Origin of the sequence: Nannocystis sp. (genome assembly GCF_016714285.1) — a bacterium.
Taxonomy (GTDB): domain Bacteria; phylum Myxococcota_A; class Polyangia; order Nannocystales; family Nannocystaceae; genus Nannocystis.
Genome location: NZ_JADJNN010000013.1, coordinates 56,434 through 78,254, shown reverse-complemented (window position 1 = coordinate 78,254; position 21,821 = coordinate 56,434). Strand labels below are relative to the sequence as shown.

14 protein-coding genes and 1 pseudogene are annotated in these 21,821 nt (G+C 71.6%); 7 read left to right on the top strand and 8 right to left on the bottom strand.

Annotated elements, in window-relative coordinates; all coding sequences use genetic code 11:
* Positions 1 to 84: 84 nt before the first annotated feature.
* Positions 85 to 4,731 (top strand): hypothetical protein, encoded by a 4,647-nt coding sequence (locus IPJ59_RS22440; RefSeq protein WP_293273238.1) that lies wholly within the window; start codon positions 85 to 87, stop codon positions 4,729 to 4,731.
* 93 nt (positions 4,732 to 4,824) lie between these two features.
* Positions 4,825 to 5,100, top strand: a complete 276-nt coding sequence (locus tag IPJ59_RS22435; protein WP_293247893.1) for a hypothetical protein — start codon at positions 4,825 to 4,827, stop codon at positions 5,098 to 5,100.
* Here IPJ59_RS22435 and IPJ59_RS22430 read toward each other — a convergent pair whose 3' ends face one another.
* The 3 genes from IPJ59_RS22430 to IPJ59_RS22420 form a co-directional block, all read right to left on the bottom strand.
* Complete coding sequence (locus IPJ59_RS22430) at positions 5,101 to 5,766, bottom strand: hypothetical protein (protein ID WP_293273237.1); 666 nt, start codon at positions 5,764 to 5,766, stop codon at positions 5,101 to 5,103. It lies immediately after the preceding gene.
* Between the two features lie 179 nt (positions 5,767 to 5,945).
* Positions 5,946 to 7,550: an adenylate/guanylate cyclase domain-containing protein gene (locus IPJ59_RS22425; RefSeq protein WP_293247897.1), complete on the bottom strand. Its 1,605-nt coding sequence runs from the start codon at positions 7,548 to 7,550 to the stop codon at positions 5,946 to 5,948.
* Positions 7,547 to 8,272 carry a geranylgeranylglyceryl/heptaprenylglyceryl phosphate synthase gene (locus IPJ59_RS22420; protein ID WP_293247900.1) on the bottom strand — a complete coding sequence of 242 codons (726 nt, stop codon included), beginning with the start codon at positions 8,270 to 8,272 and terminating at the stop codon, positions 7,547 to 7,549. The genes IPJ59_RS22425 and IPJ59_RS22420 overlap by 4 nt, the downstream gene beginning before the upstream one ends.
* A 204-nt stretch (positions 8,273 to 8,476) precedes the next feature.
* On the opposite strand from IPJ59_RS22420, the gene IPJ59_RS22415 reads away from it, so the two are divergent.
* Positions 8,477 to 10,147 (top strand): hypothetical protein, encoded by a 1,671-nt coding sequence (locus IPJ59_RS22415; RefSeq protein ID WP_293273236.1) that lies wholly within the window; start codon positions 8,477 to 8,479, stop codon positions 10,145 to 10,147.
* A gap of 60 nt (positions 10,148 to 10,207) precedes the next feature.
* Here IPJ59_RS22415 and IPJ59_RS22410 read toward each other — a convergent pair whose 3' ends face one another.
* On the bottom strand, positions 10,208 to 10,576 hold the full coding sequence (locus IPJ59_RS22410; protein WP_293247905.1) for a hypothetical protein: 369 nt from the start codon (positions 10,574 to 10,576) through the stop codon (positions 10,208 to 10,210).
* Positions 10,573 to 11,415 (bottom strand): hypothetical protein, encoded by an 843-nt coding sequence (locus tag IPJ59_RS22405; protein WP_293273235.1) that lies wholly within the window; start codon positions 11,413 to 11,415, stop codon positions 10,573 to 10,575. Before IPJ59_RS22405 ends, IPJ59_RS22410 begins: the two co-directional genes overlap by 4 nt.
* A gap of 264 nt (positions 11,416 to 11,679) precedes the next feature.
* Between IPJ59_RS22405 and IPJ59_RS38740 the strand changes: the two are divergent.
* Positions 11,680 to 13,070: pseudogene (locus IPJ59_RS38740) on the top strand (inorganic phosphate transporter).
* Positions 13,071 to 13,083: 13 nt separating this feature from the next.
* On the opposite strand, the gene IPJ59_RS22390 reads toward IPJ59_RS38740, so the two are convergent.
* Together IPJ59_RS22390 and IPJ59_RS22385 are read right to left on the bottom strand one after the other, a co-directional pair.
* Positions 13,084 to 15,018, bottom strand: coding sequence for an IgGFc-binding protein (locus IPJ59_RS22390; protein WP_293273232.1), 1,935 nt, complete (start codon positions 15,016 to 15,018; stop codon positions 13,084 to 13,086).
* Positions 15,019 to 15,119: 101 nt separating this feature from the next.
* Positions 15,120 to 16,739 carry an ABC-F family ATP-binding cassette domain-containing protein gene (locus tag IPJ59_RS22385; protein ID WP_293273231.1) on the bottom strand — a complete coding sequence of 540 codons (1,620 nt, stop codon included), beginning with the start codon at positions 16,737 to 16,739 and terminating at the stop codon, positions 15,120 to 15,122.
* Between the two features lie 282 nt (positions 16,740 to 17,021).
* Between IPJ59_RS22385 and IPJ59_RS22380 the strand changes: the two genes are divergently transcribed.
* From IPJ59_RS22380 to IPJ59_RS22370, 3 genes are all read left to right on the top strand, one after another.
* Positions 17,022 to 18,506: a hypothetical protein gene (locus IPJ59_RS22380; protein ID WP_293273230.1), complete on the top strand. Its 1,485-nt coding sequence runs from the start codon at positions 17,022 to 17,024 to the stop codon at positions 18,504 to 18,506.
* Between the two features lie 54 nt (positions 18,507 to 18,560).
* Positions 18,561 to 18,875, top strand: a complete 315-nt coding sequence (locus IPJ59_RS22375; protein WP_293247917.1) for a DUF4234 domain-containing protein — start codon at positions 18,561 to 18,563, stop codon at positions 18,873 to 18,875.
* A 124-nt stretch (positions 18,876 to 18,999) separates the two neighbouring features.
* Positions 19,000 to 19,542, top strand: coding sequence for a hypothetical protein (locus tag IPJ59_RS22370; RefSeq protein WP_293273229.1), 543 nt, complete (start codon positions 19,000 to 19,002; stop codon positions 19,540 to 19,542).
* Here the strand turns inward: IPJ59_RS22370 and IPJ59_RS22365 are convergent, their stop codons facing one another.
* Positions 19,543 to 21,705 carry a spermidine synthase gene (locus IPJ59_RS22365; RefSeq protein ID WP_293273228.1) on the bottom strand — a complete coding sequence of 721 codons (2,163 nt, stop codon included), beginning with the start codon at positions 21,703 to 21,705 and terminating at the stop codon, positions 19,543 to 19,545.
* Between the last annotated feature and the right edge of the window lie 116 nt (positions 21,706 to 21,821).

Genomic DNA, 21,821 nt, shown 5'->3' with positions numbered 1-21,821 from the left:
GTGGACGGCGTCCTGGCGCGGCCGGGGAGCCTGCTGGCGGGCCCCTGCGAGGGACGCGGCGCTGTACCCTGTGGGCTGATCGCCATGGCACGCATCGCTCGTAGCTCCCCCTGGTGCACCCTCGCCGCCCTGTTCGCCTGGCTCGTCGCCGGCGGTGTACACGCGGCGCCGCTGACCGCCGCCGAGGTGCCCGAGCCGCTCAAGGCGTGGGTGCCGTGGGTGCTCCACGACGTCGCGGGCTCGGCGTGTCCGTACATCCACGCGACCACCGACCAGCGCCGCTGCACCTGGCCGTCGCGGCTCGAGCTGGCGCTCGGCGACACCCGCGGGGAGTTCGTGCAGGAGTGGCTGGTGCTCGAGCGCAGCTGGGTGCCGCTGCCCGGGGACGACGAGCGCTGGCCGCAGGAGGTGAAGGTCGCGGACGTGCTGGTGGTGGTGCAGGTGAAGGACGGCAAGCCCGGCATCGAGCTCGAGCCGGGTCTGCACCGCGTGCAGGGCGTGTTCGAGTGGGACAGCCTGCCGGAGAAGCTGTGCGTGCCGGCGGAGACGGGGCTGCTGGCGCTGAAGGTCCGCAGCGAGGCGGTGGCGTTCCCGCAGCGCGACAACACCGGCGTGCTGTGGCTGCAGAAGCGCGAGGCCGAGGGCGGCGAGGAGAACCTGCTCGACGTGACGGTGCACCGAAGGATCGCCGACAGCATCCCGCTGGTGGTGACGACCCAGGTGGAGATCCACGCGTCGGGCAAGAACCGCGAGGTGCTGCTGGGCAAGGCGCTGCTCGACGGCTTCGTGCCGATGGCGGTGCGCAGCGAGCTGCCGGCGCGGCTCGAGGGCGACGGGCGACTGCGGGTCCAGATCCGTCCGGGGCGCTGGACGATCGCGATCGACGCGCGCGGGCCGGGGCCGCTGCCGGAGCTGCGGCTGGGCACGAGCGAGGGGCCGTGGGCGGCCGAGGAGATCTGGGCCTTCGCGGCCGAGCCGACGCTGCGGCGCGTCGAGATCACGGGCGTCAGCGCGGTCGACCCGCAGCAGACGCTGCTGCCCGACGAGTGGAAGCGCCTGCCGGCCTACCGCGTGCGCCCCGGCGACGCGATGATGCTGGGCGAGACCCACCGCGGCGAGGTCGACCGCGGGCCCGATCAGCTGACGCTCGTGCGCAGCTGGTGGCTCGACTTCGATGGTCGCGGCTTCACGGTGCGCGACATGCTGGAGGGCGACGTGTTCAACACCCGTCGCCTCGAGGTGCGCACGCCGGCGCAGCTGGGCTACGCGGCGGCGGCCGGGAGCCCGCAGTTCATCACGGCGCTGGTCGAGGGCGGCCAGCCGGGGGTCGAGCTGCGCAGCACCCGGCTGCAGCTGAGCGCGGACCTGCGGGTGCCGGCGGGCGGGCTGGAGATGGGGCTGTCGGCGGTCGACTGGGACCAGGACTTCGCCAGCGTGCGGGGGCAACTCCACCTGCCGCCGGGTTGGCGGCTGCTGCACAGCACCGGGGTCGATGAGATCGACGACACCTGGCTGCAGCGCTGGACCTTGCTCGACATCTTCCTCGTGCTGGTGATCTCGATCGCGATCGCCAGGCTGTACGGGTGGGCCTGGGGCACGCTGGCCGTGGTCACGCTGGCGCTGGCGTTCCCGGAGTGGATGGCGCCGCGGACGGTGTGGATCTTCGTGCTGGTCGGCGAGGCCCTGCAGCGCGCGCTGCCGGACGGCAAGCTGCGCGCGCTGGCCCGCATCTACTGCCTCGGCGCCCTGGTGACGCTGACGGGCTTCGTGATCGCGTTCACCGTGCAGCAGGTGCGCGGCGGGCTGTACCCGGCGCTCGCGGTGCGCAGCGATGACGACGGCTTCGGCCTCGGGGTGCTCGGCGGCAAGCGTGACTCGATGCCCGCGCAGGCGATGCCGACGGCCACGGACTACCGCGGCGGCGAGGAGGGCACGATGGGCCGGCCCGACGATGGCGCGCCCAGGTTCGCGGCGGAGCCGATGGGCGGGGCCATCCCGGAGGACGGCGGCGCCTACGACCAGATCCAGGTCGAGCAGGAGCGCGGCAAGGCGGATGTGTACGGGAGCAGCAACAGCAGCAACGGCGAGTGGAGCCAGAAGGCGCTGATGCGCAAGCAACAGAAGCTGCGCGAGTACGACGCGAACACGGTGGTGCAGACCGGCTCGGGCGTGCCCGACTGGCAGTGGCGCGCGGTGTCGCTGGCGTGGAACGGGCCGGTCGCGCGCGACCAACAGCTGCGCCTGTACCTGCTGCCGCCGCACCTGAACCTGGCGCTGGCGTTCATCCGCGTGCTGTTCCTGGTGACGCTGCTGTTGGCGGTGTTCGGCGCGTTCGGACGTCGGCGGGCGCGCGGCGCCGCTGCGGGCGTGGGCTCGGCGGCGGCGCTGTTGCTGGTGCTCGGGGCCGGCGTGTTGGCGCCGGCGAGCGCCCGCGCCGACACGCCGAGCGCGGAGCTGCTGGGCGAGCTGAAGACGCGGCTGACGGAGGCGCCGGAGTGCTTGCCGGGCTGCGTGACGAGCCCGCGGATGCGCATCGAGGCGAGCGAGAAGGGGCTGCGGATCGTCCAGGAGCTGCACGTCGCGGCGCCGGTCGGTGTGCCGCTGCCGGGCTCGGCGGAGCAGTGGTTGCCGACCTCGGTGATCGTCGACGCGGCGCCGACGAGCTCGGGGCTGGCGCGCGGGGCCGACGGGACGCTGACGCTGCAGCTGTCGCCGGGTCGCCATGAGATCGTGCTCGAGGGGCCGCTGCCGGTGCGCGAGACGGTGCAGATCGCCCTGCCGCTCAAGCCGCATCGCATCGAGGCGAAGGCGAAGGGCTGGACCGTCGACGGCCTGCACGAGGACGGGCTGGCCGACGACAACCTGCAGTTGACCCGCTTGAGCCCGCAGGACGCGAGCGCGCCGGCGGCGGAGCTCGAGGTCGGCAACTTGCCGCCCTTCGTCCGCCTCGAGCGCTCGCTGCAGCTGGGGCTGTCGTGGGAGCTGACGAGCCGGGTCGTGCGCCTGACGCCGAATGGTTCGGCGGTGGTGGTGGCGGTCCCGCTGCTGCCGGGCGAGTCGGTGACGACGGCGGAGCAGCGGGTCGAGGGCGGCAAGGTGCTGGTCAACATGGCGCCGGACCAGAGCGAGCTGACCTGGACCTCGGTGCTGCCGATCACGGAGCAGGTCGCGTTGACGGCGGCGACGGGCGAGCCGTGGACGGAGGTGTGGCAGGTCGAGGTCGGGCCGGTGTGGCACGTCGAGCACGAGGGCGCGCCGACGGTGCGCCAGGGCGAGGCGGGGCTGCGGGAGTGGCGGCCGTGGCCGGGCGAGCGGGTGGCGCTGACGGTGACGCGGCCGCAGGGCGTGCCGGGCCAGACGCTGACGATCGACAGCGCGACGCTCAGCCTCGACCCGGGCGTGCGGGCGGTCGACGCTCGCCTGGAGCTCGGGCTGCGCAGCAGCCGGGGCGGGCATCACGTGGTCACGATCCCGCCGGACGCGCTGCTGCAGACGGTGACGATCAATGGACAGCGCCAGACGATCGGCCAGGACGGTCAGCTGGTGCGGCTGCCGATCGAGCCGGGCTCGCAGCGCATCGAGCTGGCGTGGCGCGAGACGCATGAGCTCGGCCAGCGCTACGCGGCGCCGGTGGTCGACCTCGGGGCGCCGGCGGTCAACGTGAACGTGCGCATGCAGTTCCCGACGAGCCGCTGGATCTTGCTGGTCGGCGGGCCGCGGCTCGGGCCGGCGGTGCTGTTCTGGTCGTTCGTCATCATGCTGCTGATCACGGCGGCGGTGCTCAGCCGGCTGCGCTGGACGCCGCTGCGCGGGCACCAGTGGTTCCTGCTCGGGCTCGGGCTGTCGCCGATCGAGGTGCCGATGGCGATGCTCGTGGTCGGCTGGTTCCTCGCGCTGGCGTGGCGCCGCGATCACGCCGGGGTGCCAGCGTGGTGGTACGACCTGCGTCAGCTGTTGCTGGTCAGCTGGACGCTGATCGCGTGCATCTGCATGATCGAGGCGATCCACAAGGGCCTGCTCGGACAGCCGGACATGCAGATCGAGGGCAACGGCTCGTTCGGCAGCAGCCTGGCGTGGTATCAGGACCGGGTCGACGCCAGCGACGCGGGCGCGGGGCTGGTGCCGCGGCCGTGGGTGCTGTCGGTGTCGATGTGGTGGTACCGCGGGCTGATGCTGGCGTGGGCGCTGTGGCTGGCCTGGTCGCTGGTGCGCTGGTTGCCGTGGGCGTGGCAGAGCTTCAACGCAGGCGGGCTGTGGCGGCCGTTGACGCCGCCGCGCTCGCCGACGCCGTCGCCGCGGCTGAGCGGGCCGAGCAGCGCGTCGACGGTGCAGCGCTCGGTGGTCACACAGGTGAGCTCGGGGCCGATGCAGGCGCATACATCGTCGGCCTCGGAGGCGATCTATTCGCCGCACACCGGGCAGTCGGTGGTCGACGCCGAGGCGCCGCCGAACACCGCACCCGCGCCGGGGCTGGGGCCCTTGCCGACGCGGACGCCGAGCCCGTCGGACACGCTGCCCTCGGCCGAGGTGGTCGCGCCGGGGACGAGGGAGCGGCCGGTGTCGACCGCGACGGCGCGGGTGGTGCCGGCTCAGCCGGCGGCGCCGGTGCCCGAGGCCGTGGCGCCGCGCACCCGTATCACGCCGCCGCCGCCGAGCCCGCGTCCGCTGGCGCGCCGGCCGAAGACGGAGCCGGAGGAGATGATGCCCGACGACGACGACGAGTCGCTGTAGTGCGCGCACACGCGCGCAAGGGCCATCTGCACGGTCCCGGACCGGTTTGCGCTCCCAGCCTGTGAGTGAGAAGCTGGCGCCGGAGACCGTTGTATGGACATCGCCAAGCTGCAGAACTGGGCCCGTGAGAACTTCGGCGCCGCACTTGAACACCTGCCGCTCGACTACGGGGTCGCTCGCTTGCTGATCCAGTCGGGGCAGCTCGGCGAGGCGGCGCTGCGCGGCGGGCCGGACGTCGACAAGGAGATGGCCGACGTGCTGTTCGTGCTGCTCTCGCTGGCCAACCGCTGCGGGGTCGACCTCGACGCGGCGGCGAAGCAGCTGGCCGAGCGCAGCCCGGCGGAGATCGTCGGGCGGCTCAACCGCTAGTCAGCTGCGGCGAAACGGCAGCGCCCGGTGCTGCAGCACCAGGGCCTGCTGGTCCTGCATCGCGTGCAGCAGCCGACGCCAGCGTGACTCGTGCTCGGCGAGGGTGTGGACCTGGTCGAGGAAGGCCGAGCGGGTCGCGGCGAGCGCGTCGATCTGCATCGAGGCGCGGGCGCCGAGCAGCCAGGCGACGGCGGGGGCCATCATGATCATGAAGCTCATCCACAGCGAGAGGCGGAAGTAGCCGCCGAGGCCGCTGGCGCTGAGGGTGGAGATGAGGGCGAACACGAGGGCGCTGCCGACGACGAGCAGGAGCGCGGGCCTGGCGACCTCGAGCATGCGAATGCTGGGCAGCGGCGGCGGTGCTTGGTGCACGGCGGCGACCTGGCGCAGCGCCACCTCGCGGCTGCTCGGGCCGATCGGCTCGAGGTAGCACTGGGTGCTGACCACGGCCGAGAAGTCGCCCTTCGAGACCGAGACCCGCACGCCCTCGACCATGCCGTGCAGCTCGGTGGCGGAGGTCTGATAGCCCTCGGAGGCCGGGAAGTGGGTGGTACAGGCGTCGCGGGCGGCGTCGGCGAGGGCGTGGACGAGGACAGTGGCCTGCGCCGGCGTGTAGCTGGTCCGGCGCATGGCCCAGGTGGAGCGCAGATCGGCGGGTTCTCCCATCACAATCGACGTTACGCCGGGTGTGCCAGCGAGTCCACGGCCGCGTGTCGCGCGGGCGTGCGAGCGAGCGTGAGCGGTGGTCGCGTCGCGCTTCACGCTGGCACCACGCGGGTGGTTGCGTCGCTATTTCACTCCGGCCAGATCGGGTGCAGGCGAGTGCACGCGAGCGTGACGCGGGCTCACTCGAGCGCGAGCAGCGGGTGGACGGAGGTCGGCAGGGCCTTGCCCTTGAGGTGGACGACGCGGGCCTCGCCGACGCGGGCGCGCTCGCCGAGGAGCTGGCGGGTGGCGTCGGAGACGAGGAGGTCGCAGCCGAGCTCCTTGCAGGCGGACTCGATGCGCGCGGCGGTGTTGACGACGTCGCCGATGAGCGTGTAGTCGAGGCGCTGCGGCGCGCCGATGTTGCCGGCGATCGCCTCGCCGGTGTGGACGCCGATGCCGATGCGGAGGGCGGGCAGGTCGTCGGCGGCGAAGGCGACGTTGAGGCGCTCGAGCCGGCGGCGCATGCCCAGGGCCGCCTTCGCGGCGCTCAGGGCCGACTGCTCGGGCGGCTGGCGCACGGGGGCGCCGAACACGACCATGATCGCGTCGCCGATGAACTTGTCGATCATGCCGCCGTGCTCCATGCACTCGTCGACCATCTCGGTGAAGTAGCGGTTGAGCACGCGGACGACCTGGCGCGGGGGCATGCGCTCCGACAGCGAGGTGAAGTCGCGGATGTCGGCCATCAAGATCGTCGCGGTCAGCAGCTCGCCGCCCAGCTCGAGGCCGCCCTGCAGGACCACGTCGCTGACCTGGCGGGTGACGTAGCGGCTGAAGGCGTCCTTGATGAAGTCGCGCTCCTCGAGGCCGCCGAGCATCGCGTTGACGGCGGCCATCAGCTTGCCGACCTCGTCGGAGCTCATCGGCACGCCGCGCTGGGTGTAGCGCTCGGGGTTTAGCTCGGTGACGAGGGTGGTCAGCTCGCGCAGGGGCTCGGTGGTGTGGCGGGTGACGAGCAGGCAGCCGGACAGGCTGACGGCGAGGCCGGTGGCGGTGACGAGGATGAGGTGGAGGGCGAGCGAGCCGGGGTTGCCGGTGGCGATCGCGTGGGCGGCCTCGCGGTACGCGAGGGTGCCGGCGACCACCGAGCCGACCACCGAGACGCCGACGATGACGATCGCCATCTTGGCGGCGAGGCCGAGGCTGACGATGCCGGCGCCGCTGACGGGGAGCATCGGGTCGCGCACGGCCATGGCGCGGCGCAGGGAGCGGGTCGCCCAGTCGGTGTAGAGCCAGGCGAAGATCGCGTCGAGGATCGCCGCGAGGGTGCCGCCGACGGCGATGTGCAGGCCGAGGTCGCCGTCGCCGGTGGTGATCGCGGTGATGCCGGCGACCAGCAGCGAGACGGCCAGGGCCGAGAGGCCGACGGTGAGCGAGAGGTGGGCGGGGTAGTTGATCGCCTGGCGCCACGCGGGCAGGGCGACGCCGTCGCCGGGGCGCCGCAGCCAGGCGATGAGGGCGGCGCTGAGGCGCAGGTGGACGGCGTAGGTGCCGATGATCGAGAGCACCACGAGGCCGCCGAGGACCAGCAGGAACTGGCCGAGCGTGCCCGGCGGGAAGCTGGCGGCGAGGGTGATGTAGTAGGCGCCGACGGCCGCGGCGGTCGAGCCGATGGCGATCGCGCCGGTGAACACTTGCAGCAGGCGCCCGGGCGGCGGCAACGGGACGGCGGGCGCGTGCGCCGGCAGCGGGCGCGAGAGGAGGCGCACCGCCCCGGCCGTCATGCTCGAGTCGCTGTTCACCGCGGGCCGGTCTCCTCGCGCGCTGTGTCGGTCAGGAGGGCGCGGTGGAAGTCGGCCGCGAGCGCGAGCGGGTCGTTGGCGTCCTCGTAGAGGTTCGAGGGGGTGATGATGGTCTTGATGCCGAGCCGGCGGGCGTCGGCGGCGGAGCTCGGGGTGAACTCGTCGGAGACGACGAGGTGGAGGCCCTGGATGTTGCGCAGGGCGGTGATGAGGCGCGGGTCGATGCTCAGCGCGGGGTCCTCGTAGTCGAGGGCGAGGTAGCGGTAGCCGACCATGCGGGCGTACATCGCGTAGCCGACGATGATCTTGGCCTTGGGCACGAGGAAGGCGTCGTAGTACCAGCGGGCGGTCGAGTTGCCGAGGATGAAGTAGGCCAGGGGGATGAAGTTGAGGCCGCGCTGGCAGATGTTCATCGCGGTGGCGACCGAGCCGGAGCCGAACGGGCGGGCGTAGTGCGAGTCGGAGTTCATCACGTCGGGCAGGAGCACGACGTCGGCGGGGGCGAGCGAGTCGGGGCCGGCCGGGTAGAGGACGACGGTGAGCTTGGTGTGGGACTTGATGTCGCTGACGACGGCGGCGAGGTTGGAGGCTCCGGTGCCGCCGAGCAGGACCTGGCGGTAGCCGATCTTCTCGAGCTCGCGATAAAAGGCCATGTCGGCGAAGCGCTCCGGGTCGAGGAGCGGCAGGTACGGGTCGAACTTGAAGTCGAGGTCTTGTTGCACGGCCGAGCCCCCTCCAGATATCGCCGCCGAGCTTACACCCGAAGCCCGCGAGGGCGGTCGTGGGGCGGCATGTCCCTTGGTTCACGTGGTTCACAGGGGCGCGTGGGAGCCCCGGCGAGCCGCTCTGCGAGGGAGCGCTAGATCGCTCACGGCTTTCGCGCGATCTGCGTCGGCGCAGCGGGGTGGCGTTACAATCTCGCTGTGTTGACGACCGCGACCCCGAGCCCGGAGCAGATGCTGCAGATCCTCGCCGACGGGGGCGAGCACCTGCGCGAGAGCTTGCTCGCGCAGCTCGAGCGGATGGCGAGGGAGGGCGGCTCGGCGCTGCTAGCGAGCCTGCGCGAGGCGCTCGTCAAGGTGCTGTCGGCGGACTCGCATCACCGCGTCGACGACGAGGAGCACTCGGGCTCGTGGACGCGCTCGTGGCAGGTGTCGGCGCTGGTGATCGTGGCCGGCGACGACGCGGCGGCGCGGCGCCTGATGGATCTGTACAGCGACCGCGCGCAGGAGCCGAATCGGTGGATCCGCTACTGGACCCTGGCGACCGCGAGCGGGCGCAAGGAGCACGCGGCGTGGGTGCGGGCGCGGGCCGAGGCGGTGGCCCGCGACCAGGGGGAGCACCTGATGTTGCGGTGCCTCGGCTGGGCCCTCGCGGCGGAGTTCGACGACAGCAGCGAGGCGCTGGCGGCCCTGCTGTGGGCGCTGCAGGGCGGACAGACGCCGTTCCCCGGGGCGCCGCGCTACGCCTGTGCGGCCGGCGACGCGGCGACGGCGGTGGTGGCCCGCAGCGGGGCCTTGCGGGCGCTACGGGTGGTGCCGCTGGCGCAGTGCTTCGAGGAGGTCGAGGCGATCGTGGACACCGGGTCGTTCGCTTCGTTCACCTGGGACGCGTTGACGGTGCTCGGGCGCTTCGGCGGGACGGCCCGCGCGGCCGAGGCCTCGCACACGCTGGCCCGCTTCGTGGTCGCCAAGCGGCGGCAGCGGGAGTTCTACGACATGGTCGGGGTGGCGGTGAAGTCGATCGGCCGCCTCGGCGTGGCCCAGACCGATCTGCTGATCGCCGAGCTCGAGAGCGCCAGCCCGGGGGTGGCTGTCGAGGCCGCGCGGGCGCTCGAGGTGCTGCTGACGACGCCGCAGGCGGTCGACCGCCTGCTCGAGCTGGCGACGCTGTCGAACGAGCGCGACGACAAGCTGGCGGCGGCGCTGCGCTGCATGCAGCGCGCCGGGGTGGTCGAGCACCTCGATTCCAACCTGCGCTGCGGGCAGGTGCGCCGCGAGGACGCGGCGCGGCGCATGTTGATCGAGATGGGCGGGTCGGTGGCCGTGGACCGGGCCCAGGTGCGCCGGCAGGACCTCGAGAGTCGGCGGGCGGTGGTCGCCGAGTTCGACGTCCGTCAGCGCGACCACGTGAAGTGGATCGCGCTCGGCGACGGGGTCGCGACCTGGATCTCGGTGGGCATGTGGGTCGTGGTCTTCGCGATCGGGACGGTGACGATCATGCTCGGGGTGCTGATGGGCTACCGGCAGGGCTTCGAGACCTTCTCGGCGTGGGCGATGACGGGGACCGGGGCGGTGTTCTCGCTGCTCGGGAAGGTCGGGTTCCAGGGCCGCCTGGTCGAGGTCGCGGGGGCCCGCGCGGCGGCCCGGCTGGCGGTGTTCAACGCGTATCAGCGGCGGCTGCAGCAGGTCGACCTGGTGCTGGCGCAGCGCTTCATCGACGGCATCCAGGTGACGCCCGAGGAGCTGGCGCAGCTGAGCGCGCTGATCTCGACGGCGCAGGTCGAGACGCAGGAGTCGCTGCTGTCGCTGATGCCGAGCGAGAAGGAGCTCGACGCCTACCAGAAGCGCAAGGCGACCCTGGAGGGCGGGAGATAGCGCGGGGCTCGGACGGGACATGTCCTTGAGGACATGTCCCGGCTTGCGCGGAGGAGGGGCTCAGGGCTCGGGGGCGGTGACGACGGCGGGGATGCAGCCGCGGTCGTGGTAGTCGACCTCGACCTGGACGCAGGTCTCGCCGGGGGCCACGCCGATGAGGACGAAGCGGCGCGAGTTCTCGGTCGGCTCGACGCGCAGGACCTGGCGGTTGTCGCTGCGGAGGTCGAGCTGGTCGCTCTCGTAGTAGTCGAACTGGTTGGAGCTCAGGGGCTTCACGTCGATGACGACGGCGATGCCGGCGGGCAGCTCGAAGTCGTTGTCGCTGACGTGCACGGGCACGGGCGGCTCGGAGTGGAGCTCGATGTTGATGCCGTCGTAGCGCGGACCGCAGGCGGCGAGGAGCAGGGCGAGGGGTAGCAGGCGGGTCACAGGGCACCTCCCGTGGTGCCGGTGCTGGTGCCGGTGTCGGTGCTGGTGCCTGTGCTCGAGTCGGTGCCGGTGCCGGTGCCGGTCGCGTCGGTGTCGCCCGTGCTGTCAGTGCTGCCGGTGCTGGTGCTGTCGGTGCTGCCGGTGCTGGTGCCGTCCTCGGGTGGCTCGATGGTGACGGCGATCGCCACGGAGAGCTCGCCGAGGGTGAGGGTGAGGGTGGTGTCGCCGGCGAGGCCGCCCTGGAGGCGGACCTGGCCGGAGTCGGCGCCGGCGGTGATGCTGAGGATGTCGGGGTCGGCGGTGGTCCAGGCGTGGCCGAGGACGCCGCCGAGGGTGACATCGTCGACGTCGAGGGCCCGGGCCTGGAGGAGGGTCTCGGCGCCGGCCTCGAGGTGGAGCTCGGACAGCGGGAGGGTGTCGCCGATGTTGCTGACGCGGAGGGCGTCGATCTCGCGGATGTGGAGGTGGCGGAGGTCGACGATCTCGCTGTTGCCGGTGACCGCGAGGACCGCGGCGTAGCCGGTGGCGAGGGCGGTGAAGCCGTCGCTCTCGCGGGCCAGGAGGGTCGGCGAGGCGCTCTGCAGCTGCGGCAGGGGGTCGCTGAAGTGCTCGCTGTCGTCCTTCCAGTTGTACTTGAGGTGGATGCGTCCGCCGAGGGCGAAGGCCTGCGGGAACTCGGCGGCCGGGCTGCCGTTGGCGCAGTACGGGTCGCCGCTGGTCGGACACTCGTAGAGGAACACACCGACGCCGAGCTCGCCGTAGCCAGGGTCGGGCTTGTACTCGTAGTCGTCGCTGCAGGCCGGGAGGGCCGCGAGGAGGAGCAAGAATCGCAGTCGCATGGGTGCCTTATGGAGAAGTGAAGGTAAGCCGCGGGCGTGCCGCGTGAGGCGAGGGTAGCAAAGCTCCGCGGGGACTGCGCTGGGGCAATTTCTGCTGGGGTGGACGATGGATCGGTGCTGGCACGCGCAGATCGCACTTTCTGTGCGTTACACGGTCGCGACGGTCCTGTCGCGAGGGCGACAAGCTTGATTCCGCGATGTGACAGGACAGGGCGCGGACGCCCGGGCTACGGTGGCACGCCAACGACGGCCAGGAGCGTGACCATGGAAGCGCTGTTCGACGGAAGCATCGGCACCGGCACCCTGCTCCTGCTCGCGGTCTCGCTGTTGGTCGCGTTCGGCTTCGAGTTCGTGAACGGGTTTCACGACACGGCGAACGCGGTAGCGACGGTGATCTACACGCGTGCGCTGCGGCCGTGGACGGCGGTGATCGTGTCGGGGATCTGCAACTTCCTCGGGGTGTTCATCGGCGGGATCGCGGTGGCGATGAGCATCATCAGCCTGCTGCCGGTCGAGCTGCTGGTGGCGAGCGGGACCGGGGCGGGGCTGGCGATGCTGCTGGCGCTGCTGCTGGCGGCGATCCTGTGGAACCTTGGGACCTGGTACTTCGGGCTGCCGGCCTCGAGCTCGCACACGTTGATCGGGGCGATCGTCGGGGTCGGCCTGGCCAACTCGCTGCTGCCGGGGCACGAGTTCGGGGTCGGGGTGAATTGGGCCAAGGCGGGGGATGTCGGGCTGGCGCTGCTGATCTCGCCGCTGATCGGGTTCACGGTGGCGGCGCTCCTGTTGCTGGCGGCGAAGAAGCTGATCCGCGATCCACGGCTGTACCGGCCGCCGGTCGGGAGCCAGCCGCCGCCGGCGTGGTTCCGCGCGCTGCTGATCGGGACCTGCACGGGGTGAGCTTCGCCCACGGGTCGAACGACGGGCAGAAGGGGGTCGGGCTGGTGATGCTGATCCTGATGGGGGTCGTGCCGGCGGGCGTCGCCTGGCGCCTGGCGGTCAGCCCGGCGGAGCTGCAGAAGGCGACGCGGGCGATCGACGAGGTGTCGCGGACGGTGGCGGTCGACGCGGGCGACCCGGAGCGGGTCCGGCTGCACGCGGAGCTGGACGAGCTCGGCGGGGTGCTGGCGGGGGCGCACGCGCTCAAGGACGTGCCGGCGGAGCAGCGCTGGATGGTGCGCCGCGACGTGCTGCTGATCGAGTCGACGGTGAAGAAGCTCGAGGCGAAGGCGGCGCCGGCGGACAAGCAGAGGCTCAAGGAGGCGCGCGGGGACCTGCGCAAGCTGACCGATTACGCGCCGGACTGGGTGCTGATCGGCGTGGCGCTGTCGCTCGGGATCGGGACGATGGTCGGCTGGCAGCGCATCGTGATCACGGTCGGCGAGAAGATCGGGAAGGAGCACCTGACCTACGCGCAGGGGGCCTCCGCCGAGCTGGTGGCGATGAGCACGATCGGGATCTCGGCGGGGCTCGGGCTGCCGGTGAGCACGACGCACGTGCTGTCGTCGGGGGTGGCCGGCACGATGGTGGCCCACGGCTCCGGCCTGCAGATGCACACGGTCAGCAAGATCGCGTCGGCGTGGCTGCTGACCCTGCCGGTGACGATGCTGCTGTCCGGGCTGCTGTTCCTGGTGTTCCGGGCGATGCTCGCCTGATCACCGGGGCTGATCACTGGGGGATGACGTCGAGGTCGAGGCCGCCGGGGTACCAGTAGCTGCCGGCGTTCTGGACCCCGCTGACGGCGATGCCGACGCCCACGTCGGCGGCGATGGTGTGGTTGCCGTCGCCGCCGTTGTTGAGCTTGGCGTGGGTGACGGAGTAGCCGGTGGCGCCGATCGGCAGCCAGCCGGCGACGGGGTTGCCGTCGAGGGTGACGGCGGCGCCGTCCTTGGCGATGAAGTCGATGTAGTTGGCGGTCCAGCTGGTGGGGGCGTGGACGAGGTAGCTCTTGCGCCACTGCTGGGGGTTAACGGCCTGGATCATGGCGGGGTCGCTGGTGCCGAAGCCGCCCGACTGGCCGATCATGTACTGCGAGACGAGGATCTTCTTGTCGGCGGTGACCACGAACTTGGCGGTGCTGGTCGGGATCTGGACGAAGTCGCCGACGTTGGCGATGTTCTTGGCGACCGGCTGGTCGGGGTTGAAGACGAGGGTGGTGTTGGCCTCGCTGGCGATGATGCGGACGAACTGGGCCTTGTCGAGCTTGTCGTTCGGGACCTGGACGGGCGGGACGACGACGTACTCCTTGGCGAGGGTCTCGATCGGGAACATCGACTCCTCGAGGTGGTCGCAGGCGCTGACGTTGGCGGGGACGTTGGTGCACTTGTGGCCGCCGATGACCTGCACGGGCTTGTCGGCGGTGACGACGGTGCCGGTGAGGTCGGCGTTGCCGTTGGTCTGGGTGATGACCTCGATGACGTCGCCGGTGTTGAGCATGACGACGCCGGTGCCGTCGGCCGCGACGCCGCCGCCGGCCTGCACGGCCTTGCCGGTGGCCGAGGGGGAGAGGGTGACCTTGGTGTTGTCCTGCGAGGCGGTGACGGCGTAGAAGCCGGGGATGCCGCTCCACTGCGGCCAGGAGGCGACCAGGTAGTTGCCGGTCCAGGTGTTGACGGGGAGCAGCAGCGAGGCGTCGTTGGTGGTGGTCGAGGCGATCGGGTTGTACTGGTAGACGGTGACCGGGCCGTCGGTGCGCAGGCGGTAGGCGCCGGTCTTGGCCAGCACGGAGGGGCCGTTGTTCTTGGTCAGCTCGTTGACCCACGGGAGGTTGATGATCTTGACCGTGTTGGGGCCGACGTTGTCCATGGCGACGTTGTTGACGCCGCGGGTGATCGTGATCTTGACGGCCTTGTTGGAGGTGTTGGCGACGGCGACCGCGAAGTTGTCCTTGGGGCTGGTGTTGTAGAGGTCGTACTGCAGGGTGACGGTCGGGTAGTAGTCGCAGCCGATGTACGAGAGGGCGAGCGCCGCGGGGGCGCAGGCGCCGACGCAGGCGCCGGCGTCGGGGTCGCAGGTGACGCCCTGGACGCCGTCGCAGGTCTCGACCGGGTTCAAGCTGTCGCCCTGGTCGTCGCACAGCAGCACCTTGTCGCCCTCGCAGGCGGTGCTGCCGGGGTCGCACAGCTTGCAGCCGACGTCGGCGATGCACACGCCGGCGCACGCCTCCTCGTTCTTGAAGCCGCCCATGCCGTCGCAGGTCTTGGCGGTGTCGCCCTCGCAGACGATGGTGCCGTCGGGACAGGGCGGGTCGCCGGTGCTGCCACTGGTGCTATCCGAGCTGACGCCGGTGCTGCCGGTGGTCGACGGGTCGACGGTGGTGGTGGCGTCGGTCGTGGTGATCGTGACGGCGCCGGTGCTGCTATCGCTGATCGTGCTGGTGGTGGCGCCGCTCGAGGTCTGGCCGCCGCCGGTGGTCGACACGTCGGTGGTCGGAGTGTCGGTGGTCGGGGTGTCGGTGGTCGGGGCGGTGGTCGCGGTGCCGGTCTCGCCGGTGGTCAACGCGGTGCCGGCCGAGGTCTCGCCGGTGCTGTCGTCACCGCAGGCGGGGAGGACGAGCGCGGCGAGGGGGAACAGGAGGGTCCAGCGGGGCGAGGCGGTCAGCATAGACGGCAGGTATATGCTGGTTTGCGGGGTGATGGCGCGCGGGGTTGTCGAGGGGGCGGCGACGGGGGGCCGCGATCGCGGGCTGGCCCCTCGAGCAGCGGTCAGCGCATGCCGGGGGCTTCGTGGCCGGACTGGGCCACGTATTCGACGTAGCCGCCGCCGTACTGGCGCGGGGGGCCGCTGCCGAGCTCGAGCACGCGGTTCGACAGGGCGGCGAGGAATCTGCGGTCGTGCGACACGAAGATCATGGTGCCCTCGAATTCGCGGAGGGCCGCGACGAGCATGTCTTTGGTGGCCATGTCGAGGTGGTTGGTGGGCTCGTCGAGGACCAGGAAGTTCGGCGGGTCGTAGAGCATGAGGGCGAGGACCAGGCGGGCCTTTTCGCCGCCGCTGAGGATGCGGACCGGCTTGTCGGCGTCGTCGCCGGAGAAGCCGAAGGCGCCGGCGAGGGCCTTGAGCTGGCCGATGGAGGCGAGCGGGAAGTCGGCCATCAGGGCGTCGAGGACGGTGCCGGAGGCGTCGAGCAGGTCCATGGCGTGCTGGGCGAAGTAGCCGAGCTTGACGGCGGCGCCGATCGTGACAGTGCCGCGCTCGGGCTGGGTCTGGCCGGCGATGAGTTTTAATAGGGTGCTCTTGCCGGCCCCGTTCTCGCCCATGATGCACCAGCGCTCGTGGCGGCGGACCATCAGCTCGAAGTTGTCATAAATGATCTTCTTGCCGTAGGCCTTGGAGACGCCGGTGAGCTTGATGACGTCGTTGCCGGAGCGCGGGGCGGGGCGGAAGTCGAAGGAGAGGACCTTGCGGCGGCGGGGGGGCTCCAGCTTCTCGATCTTGTCGAGCTTCTTGACCCTTGACTGGACCTGGGCGGCGCGGCCGGCCTGGGCCTTGAAGCGCTCGATGAAGCGGATCTCCTTGGCGAGCATGGCCTGCTGGCGCTCGTACTGGGCCTGGGCCTGGGCCTCGCCGAGGGCCCGCTGTTGCTCGTAGAAGTCGAAGTTGCCGACGTAGGTGACGAGCTCGCCGGCCTCGATCTCGACGATCTTGGTGACCAGGCGGTTGAGGAACTCGCGGTCGTGGCTGGTCATGACGACGGCGCCCTGGAAGTCGCGGAGGTAGTGCTCGAGCCACAGGATCGACTCGAGGTCGAGGTGGTTGGTGGGCTCGTCGAGGAGCAGCACGTCGGGGCGCAGGAGCAGGATGCGGGCGAGGGCGACGCGCATCTTCCAGCCGCCGGACAGCTTGCCGACGTCGTTGTCCATGACGTCCTGGGCGAAGCCGAGGCCGGCGAGGATCTCGCGGGCGCGGGCGTCGAGGCCGTAGCCGTCGAGCTCCTCGAAGCGGGCCTGGACCTCGCCGTAGCGGGTGACGAGGGCGTCGAGCTCGTCGGCGCGGGCGGGGTCGGCGAGGGCGAGCTCGAGCTCGGCGAGCTCGGCCGCGACCTGGGCGATCGGGCCGGCGCCGTCCATGGTCTCGGCGACGACGCTGCGACCCTGCATCTCGCCGACGTCCTGGCTGAAGTAGCCGAGGCTGATGTTCTTGTCGACGCGCACCTGGCCCTCGTCGGGGGTCTCCTGCTGCATGATCATGCGGAAGATGGTGGTCTTGCCGGCGCCGTTGGGGCCGACCAGGCCGACCTTCTCGCCGCGGAACATTGTTGCGGAGGTCTCGATGAACAGGATCTGCTTGCCGTGCTGCTTCGAGATGGCGTCGATGTGGATCACGGTGGCGGAGAGTACAGGAGGCGCCGCGGCGCACCAGGGCGGGCGTGCGCCCGCGCGGGCTGGCGGCGTGAGGGGTCGCAAGTGCGGGGCACGGCGTGCGCGCCGTGGGGCGATGTAGGGTCGCGCCATGTTGCAGCTTCGTCATCGTCTTCGGGATCGTTCGTGTGGGGCTCTGTTCGTGCTTGCGAGCGTGATCGCTGGCTGCGCGGACGACGGTGCTGGTTCGACCACGGGGAGTCGACGAGCGGGAGCACATCGTCGACGACGAACGGGCCGACGACGGTGACGCCGACGACCGAGGCGCCGACGACCGAGGCGCCGACGACCGAGGCGCCGACGACGGGGGAGACGGGGTCGGCGACCGGGACGACGACGGAGGCGATGACGACCAGCGGGACGACGATGGGCGTGTCGGACACGGAGCCGGGGACGGGCAGCAGCGGGACGACGGGGCCGGGCTGTGTGGCGCCGGAGATCGACTGCGGGGGCTGCGTCGACCCGAACACCGATCACATGAATTGCGGCGGTTGCGGTCTGGCCTGCGGGGACGAGCAGATGTGCGTCGACCAGGCGTGCGTCGATAGCTGTCCGATCGGACAGCTGCTGTGCGCGGGCCAGTGCGTCGACACGGCGGTTGATCCGCAGAACTGCGGCGACTGCGGGATCGTGTGCGACGCGTGTATGGCGTGCGCCGACTCGATGTGCACGATGCTGCCGGTGCTCGGCGACCTCGAGGCGATCGAGGGGCCGACCGAGCTGTGCGGGGCCAAGCAGGGCATGTACACGGTGCCGGAGCTGCCGGGCGCGACCGACTATCAGTGGAAGGGGCCGGATGGATCGACCGTGAGCGCGGGCCAGGGCACCAACGCGGTGACGATCGACTTCGGCGACGCGAACGGGCAGGTGTGCGTGACGGCCTCGGACGGCTGCACCAGCTCGGCGGAGCTGTGCGTCGATGTGCTGCTGGCGGCGGCGGCGGGGATGCAGGACTTCGCGTTCACCGGGCAGACCCAGGAGTTCGTGGTGCCGGACTGCGTGACGAAGGTGAAGCTCGAGGTCTGGGGCGCGCAGGGGACGGCGGGGATGACCGGGACCGCGGGGCTCGGCGGGATGGCGAGCGGTGACCTGGCGGTGACGCCGGGGGACAAGCTGGTGGTCGTGGTCGGCGGCATGGCGGGCTTCAACGGCGGCGGGGCGGCGGGCGGCGGCGGGCCGAACAAGGCGGGCGCGGGCGGTGGTGCGAGCGACGTGCGCACCGGCGCGGCGCAGCTGGCGGATCGCAAGATCGTCGGTGGTGGCGGCGGTGGTGGTTCGGGCAGCCCGCAAGGCGCCTGCTCCGGCGGAGTCCCGGGCAACGGCGGCGCGGCGGGCGGGGCCAGCGGGACGATGGGCACCGCGGGCACGGGCTGCGGCAATGCGCAGGAGACCGGCGGTGCGGGTGGGACCCAGCTCGCGGGGGGCATCGGTGGTACGGGCACGAGCAATTGTGCGGACCAGGGGGGCATGGGCGCGCCCGGGGTCGTGGGTGTTGGCGGCGTCGGTGGCGTCGGCAAGCTGGGCTGCGCCGGCTTCACGGGCGCGGGCGGTGGCGGTGGCGGTGGCGGCTACTTCGGCGGCGGCGGCGGAGCGGGCGGGCCGGGCGGCGGCGGCGGTGCGTGGGGTGGTGGTGGCGGCGGCGGCGGATCGTCGTTCACCGGCGGGGTCATGAACGGGGCGACGATGCCGGGCCTGCAGCTGGGCGACGGCAAGGCGCGCGTGTCGTGGTGAGCGCCGCGCGGTCTTGACCGCGGGGGGCGAATGTAGATACCAAGGCGGCCCCCCATGAAGCAACGTTCTCCTGCCGCTGTGTTCTTTCTGCCCATCGTCACTTTCGGGATCTACGGGATCGTCTGGCTCGTGAAGACCAAGAACGAGATGAACGAGGATGGCGCCCAGATCCCGACCGCCTGGCTGCTCATCGTGCCGATCGCGAACCTGTACTGGTTCTGGAAGTATGCGGAGGGCGTGCAGCGGGTCTCCCGCGGCAGCATGTCGGCTCCGGTGGCGCTGCTGTTGATGCTGCTGCTCGGCAATATCGGCTGGGCCGTGCTGCAGTCGACCTATAACCAGCGGGCGCTCCCGGTGGCCGCCGCGTAGGCAGGCGGGCGCTGCCCCGAGCTGATCGAACGGCTGATCAAGGGCGGCGCGGGAATCATCGCCTCGGAGCAAGTCTGCGCTCTCAGACTTGCGCAAATCGGCGGATCCAGTCACCACGAGGGTCATGCCATCTCGCTTATCATGTGCCACCCTCGCGCTCCTTTTCGCGGCCTGCGGATCGACCGGAGACGGATCGACTGGCGACGAGAGTGGCACGGGCAGTGGCACCGCGGCGACGAGCAGCAACACGGAGCCGACGAGCACGGAGCCGACGAGCACGGAGCCGACGAGCAGCGGGAGCACCGGCGACCCGCTGCGCTTCACGCCCGACGTGTGGCCGATCTTGCAGGTCAACTGCCTGCGCTGCCATGAGACCGCGGACGGGGAGATGACCCCCGGCCCGCCCAGCCCCAAGCCGGGCCTCGTCCTCGGCGCCGACGATCCCGCGTTCGCCTACGCGGCCCTGATCAACAAGCCCGCCGTCTTCGCCCCCGCCCTCATCTATGTCGTGCCTGGCAGCGTGGCCACCAGCTATCTGTTTCACAAGCTCGCCGGCACCCAGGCCTCGGTCGGCGGCGTCGGCGGCTCCATGCCGCCCGGCGGCATGCTCACGGTCGACGACATGGCGACGATCGAGGCCTGGATCGACGGCGGTGCGCTCGAGTGACTAGCCCTTGAACACCTGCAGCAGGTTGCTGTAGGCGTCGGTCCACAGCGGCCAGGGGTCGTTCTCGGGGGTCCGCTCGGGCTCGGGTTCGGCGGCGAGCTGGAGCTCGGGGGCGGCGAGGGCGGCGGGGTCGCGGGCGAGCAGCATCCAGTCGCTGCTGTAGACCATGTCGTTGCTCTCGGCGTCGTCGATGCGGAGGACGGTGAGGCCGAGGACTTCGGCGATGCCGCGGACGACGGGGTCGAGGTCGAGGTAGCGGTTGGAGATGTGGACGGCGAGGACGGAGTCGCGGTCGCGGAGGTGGCGGAGGTAGAGCTTGACGGCCTCGACGGTGAGGAGGTGGGCGGGGATCGAGTCGCTGCTGAAGGCGTCGAGGGCGAGGACATCGAAGCCCTGGTCGGGCTCGCGCTCGAGGTTGATGCGGGCGTCGCCGATCGCCACGCTGACCTGGCCGGGGCAGTCGCGCAGGTAGGTGAAGAAGGGGCGGTTGCCGGAGGAGAGGGCGACGACCTCGGGGTTGATCTCGTAGAAGCGGACGCTGTCGGCCTTGGCGGCGTAGCTGGCGAGGGTGCCGGTGCCGAGGCCGACGAAGCCGAGGCGCAGGGGCTCGTTGCGGGCGCGGCGGGGGTGGTTGTGGATCGCCAGGCCGACCGCGCTGCCGGGGCCGTAGTAGCTGGTCGGCATGCGGGCGAGGTCGGGGTCGGCGAACTGGAGGCCGTGGATGATGCGACCGTGGCGCAGGCGGGTGCGCAGCTCGCCGCTCTCGCCGATGTCCTGGTCGACGCGCAGCACGCCGAAGAAGCCGCGCGAGACGTGGATGTGGTCGTCGAGCTCGTGGTGGGCGTGGTAGGCGAGCACGCCGGTGAGCGCGAGCAGGTAGGCGAGGCCGAGGGCGGCGAGGCAGTTGCGGACGATCGGTGAGCGCGGCCAGGCGCCGCGGCGGGCGAGGGCGAGGGCGAGGGCGCAGGCGGCGACGAGCGAGAGCGGGAGCTCCCAGAGATCGGGGAACAGGTTGGGGGCGAGGAGGCCGGTGAACAGGCCGCCCGCGGCGCCGCCGGCGGAGACCAGCAGGTAGAAGCTGGTGAGGTGGCGGGGGTCGGGCTTGTGGCGGACCAGCTCGCCGTGACAGACCATGCAGGCGAAGAACAGGGTGAGCAGGTAGGTCGCGAGCTGGACCAGCATGGGGGCGTCGACGCCGACCCGGATGACGACAGCCGTGCCGCCGGCGCCGAGCAGGAGCAGGCTGACCCAGAGGCCGCGCACGTAGGCCCGCTCGTACTCGAAGCAGAGGATGAAGCTGAGCAGGTAGAGCGAGAGGGGGAGCATCCACAGGAACGGGATGACGGCGACCTCGAGCGAGATCTGGCTGGTGATCGCGAGCAGGAGCACCGAGGCGACCATGGCCAGGACGAACCACAGGAGCTGGCGCGCGGGGCTCGGGGGCGCGGCGGGTCGCCTGTCCGCGGGGACAGGTGATGGCGGCTCCGCGGGGACAGGTGATGTGCGGCTGTCCGCGAGGACAGGTGCGCGGCCGGCGAGGATGGCCGTGCCGGCGCAGCCGAGGGCGAACAGCAGGAAGCCGCCCGACCACAGCCAGCCCTGGCCGGCGACCGGGAGCAGGGGCTCGAGGGCGAAGGGGTAGCTGAGCAGGCCGAGCAGCGAGCCGAGGTTGGAGAGGGCGTAGAGGCGGTAGGGCGAGGCGCCGGGGAAGACGCGGGCGTACCAGCTCTGCAGCAGCGGGCCGGTGGCGGACAGGACCAGGTAGGGCGGGCCGATGGTGAACAGCAGGAGGCCGAGGATCGCCAGCGCGGGGGACTCGCCCTCGCCGGGCTTCCAGGCGTCGGAGGGGGTGATCGGTGAGGGCCAGAGGGCGACGCGGGCGAGCAGGAGGGCGAGGGCGAGGGCGAGGGCGGCGAGGTGGATGTTGCGCTGGCGGGTCGGCGAGGCGCCGGCGCTCAGGAGGTGGGCGTAGCCGTAGCCGAGCAGGAGGAGCAGCTGGAAGAACAGCATGCAGGTGGTCCACACGGCCGGGGCGCCGCCGAACCACGGGAGGACCTGCTTGCCGAGGATGAACTGGACCTGAAACAGGAGGCAGGCGCCGAGGCCGATCGTGGCGGCGAAGAGGAGCGCGGCGAGCGGGCGGGGCGGGGTCGGGGACGCCAAGGCGGCGCAGTGTAACGCGCGCCGGGGACCGGCAAAATTGTCGACGTGGACCGGGGTGCGCCCGAGGTGATGGCTCAGGCGATGCCGGGGCAGCGGGTCTTGAGCATGGGGGTGCG